The sequence below is a fragment of the Streptomyces sp. NPDC058964 genome, from assembly GCF_042741275.1.
In the GTDB taxonomy this organism is placed as follows: Bacteria; Actinomycetota; Actinomycetes; order Streptomycetales; family Streptomycetaceae; genus Streptomyces.
Genome location: NZ_JBHYKH010000416.1, coordinates 1 through 8,080, shown reverse-complemented (window position 1 = coordinate 8,080; position 8,080 = coordinate 1). Strand labels below are relative to the sequence as shown.

Annotated in this window: 4 protein-coding genes and 1 pseudogene; 3 read left to right on the top strand and 2 right to left on the bottom strand. The window is 72.3% G+C overall.

What is annotated here, in order from left to right; genetic code table 11:
• Positions 1 to 61 precede the first annotated feature (61 nt).
• A pseudogene (locus ACFW2E_RS35285) lies at positions 62 to 766 on the bottom strand (serine/threonine-protein kinase); the annotation flags it as partial.
• A 46-nt stretch (positions 767 to 812) separates the two neighbouring features.
• Here ACFW2E_RS35285 and ACFW2E_RS35280 point away from each other — a divergent pair.
• Positions 813 to 1,361 carry an RNA polymerase sigma factor gene (locus ACFW2E_RS35280; RefSeq protein ID WP_384472579.1) on the top strand — a complete coding sequence of 183 codons (549 nt, stop codon included), beginning with the start codon at positions 813 to 815 and terminating at the stop codon, positions 1,359 to 1,361.
• Positions 1,362 to 1,404: 43 nt separating this feature from the next.
• Here the strand turns inward: ACFW2E_RS35280 and ACFW2E_RS35275 are convergent, their stop codons facing one another.
• Positions 1,405 to 3,777, bottom strand: coding sequence for a SpoIIE family protein phosphatase (locus tag ACFW2E_RS35275; RefSeq protein WP_384472576.1), 2,373 nt, complete (start codon positions 3,775 to 3,777; stop codon positions 1,405 to 1,407).
• A gap of 254 nt (positions 3,778 to 4,031) precedes the next feature.
• On the opposite strand from ACFW2E_RS35275, the gene ACFW2E_RS35270 reads away from it, so the two are divergent.
• Both ACFW2E_RS35270 and ACFW2E_RS35265 read left to right on the top strand, forming a co-directional pair.
• On the top strand, positions 4,032 to 7,118 hold the full coding sequence (locus ACFW2E_RS35270) for a glycoside hydrolase family 2 TIM barrel-domain containing protein (RefSeq protein WP_384472573.1): 3,087 nt from the start codon (positions 4,032 to 4,034) through the stop codon (positions 7,116 to 7,118).
• 185 nt (positions 7,119 to 7,303) lie between these two features.
• A partial coding sequence (locus ACFW2E_RS35265) for a cellulase N-terminal Ig-like domain-containing protein (RefSeq protein ID WP_384472570.1) occupies positions 7,304 to 8,080 on the top strand: 777 nt, incomplete at its 3' end.

The window sequence follows — 8,080 nt, the reverse complement described above, 5'->3', positions numbered from 1 at the left end:
GTCCTGGTCATGGGCCCGGCCGGCGAGGCCGCCCGCCGCTGGCTCTCCAGCACCTGCGCGTTCGACCTCGACGAGGCGGAACGGCTGCCCCCCGACGCCGTCTGGCGCACCCTGCGGCCCGGCCCGGCGCGCCCGGCACGGTCCCGGTGACCAGCTCGTAGCCGACCGCGCCCAGGCTGTAGACGTCGGCGCGCGCGTCGATGCCCGCGCCGGGCTCCGCCTGCTCGGGCGGCTGGTACCCGGCCGAACCGGCGGCCAGGGTCAGCCCCGAGGCCTGCGCCAGGCTCTTGGCCAGCCCCAGGTCGGCGAGCAGGACGCGATGGGTGCCGTCCGGCGCCGTGCGCAGCAGGATGTTGCTCGGCTTGATGTCCCGGTGCACGATGCCCGCCTCGTGCAGCGCCGCCGCGCTCCGGGCGGCCAGTGCCGTCAGCCGCAGCGCCTCGGGCACCGGGAGCGGCCCCGCGGCCAGCCGGTCGGCGAGGGTGCCGGCGTCGGCGTACTCCATCACGAAGTACGGCCTGCCGTCCGGCAGTTCCCCGATGTCGTAGACCTGCACCACCCGGTTGGAGTCGGCCTGGCGCAGCAGCCGCGCCTCGGACAGGAACCGGTCGCGGATGTCGAGCCGGTGCGACCAGTTGTCGGCGAGCACCTTGACGGCCACCGGGGCCTGCAGCACATCGTCGTGGGCGAGCCACACGGTGCCGAAGGCACCGCTGCCCAAGGGCCGTTCGAGGCGGTAGCGGCCGATCCGCTCCGGGGATTGCATGCGACTATCATGCCTGCCCTGAGATCGACACCGAGGGGGACCTGGCGTGCACGACGCGGCGCTGACCGAAGACCTCGCCCGGCGCGCCGCCGCGGGCGACGCGGCGGCCCTTGACCAGCTGCTGACCGAGGTCCGGCCCGAGGTCGTCCGGCGGTGTGGGCGCTTTTTGCCCTGCCGCGAGGACGCGGAGGAGGCCGCCCAGGACGTGCTGCTCCAGGTGGCCCGGAAGATCTCCACCTTCGAGGGCCGCAGCCGCTTCGGCACCTGGCTCTACACGGTCGTCGCCAACTGCTCCCGCCAGAAGTACCGCGAGCTCAAGCGGCGTGCGGCCGAACAGCCCGGCTCCATCGAGCCGTCGCAGTATGTCGACCCCCGAACGACCAGCGTGATCGCGGGCTCGCGGGTCGACCTGCTCGAGGCGCTGGACCGCCTGGAGCGCGAGCACCCCCACCTGGTGGCGCCGCTGGTCTACCGCGACATCTGCCAGCTGGAGTACGCCGAGGTCGCCGAGCGCGTCGGCATCCCGCTGGGGACCCTCAAGTCCCGGCTGCACGAGGCCCGCAAGCAGGTACGGCCCTGGCTGACCGCGTCCTGACCGCGCCGCCGGGCCGCTGAGCGGCGCTCGTCCCGGGGTACGGCTACTCCTCCTCGTACAGCGCGATCTCCGCCCAGATCGTCTTGCCCTCGGCCGTGTGCCGGCTGCCCCAGCGCTGGGTGAGCTGGGCGACCAGGAGCAGCCCGCGCCCACCCTCGTCCCAGGTCTTGGCGCGGCGCAGGTGCGGGGCCGTGTGACTGGTGTCGGACACCTCGCAGATCAGGGTGCTCGCGTCGTGGATCAGCCGCAGCCGGATCGGGTGCGAGCCGTATCGGATGGCGTTGGTGACCAGTTCGCTGACCACCAGTTCCGTCGTGAAGGCGGCCTGGCTCAGCCCCCAGGTGTCCAGCTGCTCCACGACCTGCTTGCGGATCGGCGCGACGAGCGCCGGGTCCGCGGGGATGTCCCAGGTCGAAACGCGTGAGGCGGGCAGCCCCTTGGTGCGGGCGAGCAGCAGGGCCACGTCGTCGTGGGCGCCGCCCGTCGGGAGCAGTACCCGCAGGATCCGGTCGCAGGTCTCGTCCAGGGAGTCCACGTACGCCGACAGGGCCTCGTGCAGCAGCCGGCGACCGGTGTCGACGTCCCGGTCGAGGGCCTCGATCAGACCGTCCGTGTACAGCGAGAGCACGCTGCCCTCGGCGAGCTCGATCTCGGCGGACTCGAACGGCAGCCCGCCCAGACCGAGCGGGGGACCGGCGGGCAGGTCCAGCTGCCGGGGCGGGCCGCCGGGCGGGACCAGCACCGGAGGGAGATGGCCTGCGCGGGCCATGGTGCAGCGCCGCGACACCGGGTCGTACACGGCGTACAGGCAGGTGGCGCCGACCTCTCCGGGGCTGCTGTCGCCGGACTCGTCGGACAGCCGGATCACCAGGTCGTCGAGGTGGGTGAGCAGCTCGTCCGGGGCCAGGTCGATGTCCGCGAGGGTGCGTACGGCGGTGCGCAGCCGGCCCATGGTGGCCGAGGCCTGGACGCCGTGGCCGACGACGTCCCCGACGACCATGGCGACCCGCATCCCGGACAGCGGGATCACGTCGAACCAGTCACCGCCCACCCCGGCTCGCGCCGCCGGCAGATAGCGGGAGGCGGCCTCCACCGCGGCCGTGCGGGGCAGCGACCGGGGGAGCAGACTGCGCTGGAGGGCGAGGGCTGTCTCGCGCTCACGGGAGTAGCGGCGGGCGTTGTCGACGCAGACGGCGGCGCGGGCGGTGATCTCCTCGGCGAGCAGGACGTCGTCCGGGGTGAAGGGGTCCGGGCGCCGGTGCCGGGCCAGCACGGCGACCCCCAGGGTCACTCCACGGGCCCGGATCGGCACGGACATCACGCTGTGGATGCCGAACTGCCGCGCCCGTTCGCCCCGCGCCGTGTCGGCGGCCAGCCACTGCGCGATGTCGGCGGGAACCGACACCACGACCGTGCGGCCGGCCGTGAGCGACTCGGCCTGCGGGGAGGAGGCGGGATAGACCTCGACGTGGCCGGGTCTGACCACCGCCTCGGGGGCGCCCCGGAGCACCGAGTGGTGGGCGGCGCGGCGCAGCGGGACCGGCAGGGGGATGCGCGCGGGGGGCTCGCTGCCGTCCTCCTGCGGGTCCAGCAGGTCGACGCGGACGAAGTCGGCGAGCGCCGGCACGCACACCTCCGCGAGTTCCTGCGCCGTCCGCGTGACGTCGAGGGTGGTGCCGATGCGGACGCTCGCCTCGTTGACCAGTTGCAGCCGCTCCCGGGCCCGGTGGTTTTCGGTGACGTCGTGTGCGGCCAGGCACACTCCGCGCACTCGCCCCTCGGCGTCGGTGACCGGCGCCATCCGGGCCAGCCAGGCGTGGGCCCGGTCCGCCCCGCCGGGGTGCACGAAGGTCTGGACGTCCAGCGGCCTGCCGGTGGTGAGTACCCGTAGCGCGCTGTTCTCCAGGTCCTCGCTCTGCGAGCGGCCGCCGATCTCGGACAGCCGCAGCCCCTGGATGCGCTCGGCGGGCAGGCCGACGACCTCGGCCATCGCCGCGTTCATCGCGGACAGCCGGAGCCGGTCGTCGTACACCGCGACGGCGCACGGGGACTGGGTGAGCACGGCGCCGGCCAGCGGATCGTCCGGGGCCGGCGGACGGCCGCCCTCCAGCGGGGTGACCACGAGCCAGTCGGCGGGGCGGCCGTCGTGCGGCGGCCGGTGGTGGGCCAGCAGCCACACCGACACCGTACGGCCGTCCCGGTGGCGCAGGTCGAGCGTGCCCGCCCAGCGCGGACCGGAGGGCGCGGCCGGGTCGCCGTCGTCGGCCAGCAACTCCGCCGCGGGGCGGCCCACCACCTCGGCGGCCGAGTGGCCGAGCAGCCGCCGGGCCCCCTCGTTCCACTCGACCAGCGTGCCGTCGACGTCGATGACAGCCCGGGCCGTAGCCGCGTCGTCGAACGGATAGTCCGGGCTCATCGTCGCCACTCCCAAGCGCACACTCACAGTGAACAGGTGCGTCACTTGTGTTCCAGCCTAGTGCGTCCGCCTCTTCCGCGAACGGCGACTCCCGGCGACGCGGCCGGGCGGTCAAGGGGCGAATCCGGCCGATGTGACGCCAGGGACAGATGTACGGCCCCGTGCTCTTGACGACCGTGTGTGGCGCACCGTCAGAATCTGTTTGTTCACGATCAGTTGTGAGTACTTCTGAGCCCTGATGAGGGAGAGTCGTCATGACGGTCACTCGCAGATCGGTTTTGGTCGCCGCCACGGCAGCGCCGACGGCCGGAACGTTCCTGGGCGCCCCGGGCGCGTCGGCGGCCGAGACCTCCGGTGGTGCCGGCGGACGCCGCACGGTCCCGCTCCGGGACGGCTGGCGCTTCGCGCTGGTCGATCCGGGTGGCACCACCGACCCGGCCGGCGCTTTTGCGGACGCCGCCGACCCCGGCTACGACGACTCGGCCTGGCGTCAGGTCGCGGTACCCCACGACTGGAGCATCGAGCAGACCCCCACCACGGACAACGGCACCACCAGCGGCACCGGGTTCTTCCCCGGCGGCCTCGGCTGGTACCGGATCGCCTTCACCCTGCCGCCCTCCTGCGCGGGCAAACGGATCTCGGTGGAGTTCGACGGCGTCTACATGGACGCGTACGTCCACTGCAACGGCACCGAGGTGGGCCGTCACCCCTACGGCTACACGGGCTTCGCCCTCGACCTCACCGACCTGCTGCACACCGACGGCGACACCGAGAACGTCATCGCGGTCAAGGTCCAGAACCGGCTGCCCAGCAGCCGCTGGTACTCGGGCAGCGGCATCTACCGCGAGGCCCGCCTCGTGGTCACCGAACCCGTGCACGTGGCGCGTTGGGGCACCTTCGTCACCACGCCCGACATCACCGCCGAGCGCGCCCTCGTCCGGGTACGGACGGACGTGGTCGACGAGTCCGGCGCCGGTGCGGACGTCGAGGTGCGCTCCCGGATCGTCGGCCCAGACGGACACACGGTCGCCCGTACCTCCTCCACGGTGACCGTCACCGGCCGGGCGGGCGAGACCCACGAACTCACCGTCCCCCGGCCCCGGCTGTGGCACTTCGACGCTCCGCACCGCTACACCCTGGAGACCGAACTCAGGGTGGCCGGCGCGACCACCGACACGTACCGCACCGTGTTCGGTATCCGCGGCTTCCGCTTCGACCCGGACGAGGGCTTCTCCCTCAACGGCACCCACACCAAGATCAAGGGTGTCGACCTGCACCACGACCAGGGCGCCCTGGGGGCGGCGATCAGCGTCGACGCGGTGCGCAGGCAGATGACCATCATGAAGTCGATGGGCGTCAACGCCTTCCGCACCTCCCACAACCCGCCCTCGCCGCAGATGATCCAGGTCTGCGAGGAGCTGGGCATCGTGATGATGGTGGAGGCGTTCGACTGCTGGCGGACCGGCAAGACCCGGTACGACTACGGCCGGTTCTTCGACGAGTGGTGCGAGCGGGACGCCACCGAGATGGTCCTCGCGGCCCGCAACTCGCCCGCCGTCGTGCTGTGGTCCATCGGCAACGAGATCCCCGACTCCACCAGCACGGCCGGGCTCGCGATGGCCGACCGGATCATCGGCGCCATCAAGGCCGCCGACGACACCCGGCCCCTCGTCATCGGTTCGGACAAGTACCGCTCGGTACCGGCCAGGGGCTCGGCGGCCGATCTGATGCTGGCCAGACTGGACGGCCTCGGCCTGAACTACAACACCGCGAAATCGGTCGACGCCCTGCACGCCGCCTACCCGCACCTGTTCCTCTTCGAGTCGGAGTCGTCGTCCGAGACGTCCACGCGCGGCGCCTACCAGGAGCCGGAGCACCTCAACACCGGCGAGAACCACACACCGGGCAGGCGCGCGACCTCCTCGTACGACAACAACCTCGCCTCCTGGACGATGAGCGGCGAGTACGGGCACAAGAAGGACCGGGACCGGAAGTGGTTCGCCGGGCAGTTCCTGTGGTCCGGCATCGACTACATCGGGGAGCCCACGCCGTACAACGTCTTCCCCGTCAAGGCGTCCTTCTTCGGGGCGGTCGACACGGCCGGCTTCCCCAAGGACATGTACCACCTCTTCCGCAGCCAGTGGGTGACCGAGCCGATGGTGCACCTGGTTCCCATGACCTGGAACCACGAGGCGGGGGACACCGTGGAGGTCTGGGCGTACGCGAACGTCCCGTCCGTCGAGCTGTTCCTCAACGGGAAGTCCCTGGGCGTCCGGGAGTTCGACACCAAGACGACGACCGACGGCCGCGCCTATCTGGAGACCACCGAGCCCAGCGGCGACGACAAGACCGTCACCGGTGGTCCCTACCCCGGCAGTTACACCAGTCCGAACGGCAGCGCAGGCAAGCTGCACCTCACCTGGAAGGTCCCGTTCGAGCCGGGGGAGCTTAAGGCGGTGGCCCGGCGGGACGGCAAGGCGGTCGCCACGGACGCCCTGCGCACGGCCGGTGCCCCGCACGCCGTAAGGCTCACCGCGGACCGCAAGTCGCTCGCCGCCGACGGCCGTTCACTGGTCTTCGTGACGGCCGACATCGTCGACGCCCACGGGGTGGTCGTGCCCGACGCCGAGCACCTCATCGCCTTCGACGTGTCCGGCGGTTCCCTGGCCGGGCTCGACAACGGCCGCGAGGAGAGCGCCGAGCGCTACCAGGCCAGCACGCGAACCGCCTTCCACGGCAAGGCCCTCGCGATCGTGCGGTCCGGCACCCGGGCGGGCAGGCTCGAGGTCACGGCACGCGTGGACGGTCTGCGCAAGGGCACCGCGACCGTGCGCACCACACCCGCGCACTCGGTCGCCCGCACCCCCGCCCCCGGCTTCCGGCCCGACTTCCCGGCGCCCCCGGACTACCCTCTCGCGGACGCGAGTTACTCCGGCCGCGCCGACACCCTCCCGGCCGCGATGCTCGACGGTGACCCGGCGACGGGCTGGTCCAACGCCTTCACGAAGTCGGCGACGGCGCTGCTGCCCGCCTTCGGCGGGGCCCGCCCGAAGGACTGGGTCTCGGTCGACCTCGGGCGCACGCGCACCCTCGACCGGGTCGCGGTCTCCTTCACCGTGGACGCGACGCACACACTGCCCGCCTCGGTCGAGGCCGCGGTGTGGGACGGCCGTGCGTATGTCCCGGTGGAGGGGGCGACGGTCGACTGGGCGACCGCGTCGGACGCCCCGACGGTGATCACTTTCGGGCCGGTGAGCGGTGCGGGGATCCGGCTGACGCTCACCAGCGCGTATCCCGGTGAGGCCAGGGGGGCGGTGCGCATCAGCCGCCTCGACGTGTAGGGGAGCCGCGTCGGTCCGGACGGGACATGTGAGGGGACACATGGCGGGAGATGACGCGTATTGGTCCCGGCCAGTCCCGTCCGGACCGTTGACGGGGTGTCATGTCTGGAACAGCATGGCCTGCGTCCGCAATTGGGAGCGCTCCCATCCCCTGTCCGGAGGACCCGACTTCCGAGGAGCCCGACATGAAACGACGCAGAACCGCCCTGCTCGCCGTGACGGCCCTTCTCGCGGCCGCGTTCACCGCACTGCCGTCCGGCCGGGCCGGGGCCGACGAGGCCGAGCAGATCAGGAACGGCACCTTCGACACCACCACCGACTCCTGGTGGACGACGGGCAACGTCACCGCGGGCCGCTCCGACGGGCGGCTGTGCGCCGATGTGCCAGGCGGCACCGCCAACCGCTGGGACGCGACCGTCGGGCAGAACGACATCACCCTGGTCAAGGGCGAGTCGTACAGGTTCGCCTTCAAGGCGTCGGGTTCGCCCGAGGGCAACGTGGTACGCGCGATCGTCGGGCTGCAGGTGTCGCCGTACGACACCTGGTACGAGGTCGGCCCGCAGCTGAGCGTCACCGGGGACGGCTACTCCTACACCTTCACCTCGCCCGTCGACACCGCCCGGGCACAGGTCGCCTTCCAGGTCGGCGGCGGCGCGGACGCCTGGCGGTTCTGCCTCGACGACGTCTCGCTCCTCGGCGGTGTCCCCCCGGAGGTCTACGAACCCGACACCGGGCCCCGGGTCAGGGTGAACCAGGTCGCCTATCTGCCCGCCGGTCCCAAGAACGCCACGCTGGTCACCGGCGCCACGACCAGGCTGCCCTGGCTGCTGAAGAACGCCGCCGGCACGACAGTCGCCCACGGCTGGACCGTGCCGCGCGGCACCGACGTGTCCTCCGGGCAGAACGTCCAGGCGAGCTCAGTAGGCGGAGGACGGGGTAGCGGAAAGGAAGTCACCAGAGCC

What these genes read in the sequence shown, in the direction of transcription:
- ACFW2E_RS35270 (WP_384472573.1), top strand. Translation starts at nt 4,032, where the DNA reads ATGACGGTCACTCGCAGATCGGTTTTGGTCGCCGCCACGGCAGCGCCG.
- ACFW2E_RS35275 (WP_384472576.1), bottom strand. Translation starts at nt 3,777, where the DNA reads ATGAGCCCGGACTATCCGTTCGACGACGCGGCTACGGCCCGGGCTGTC.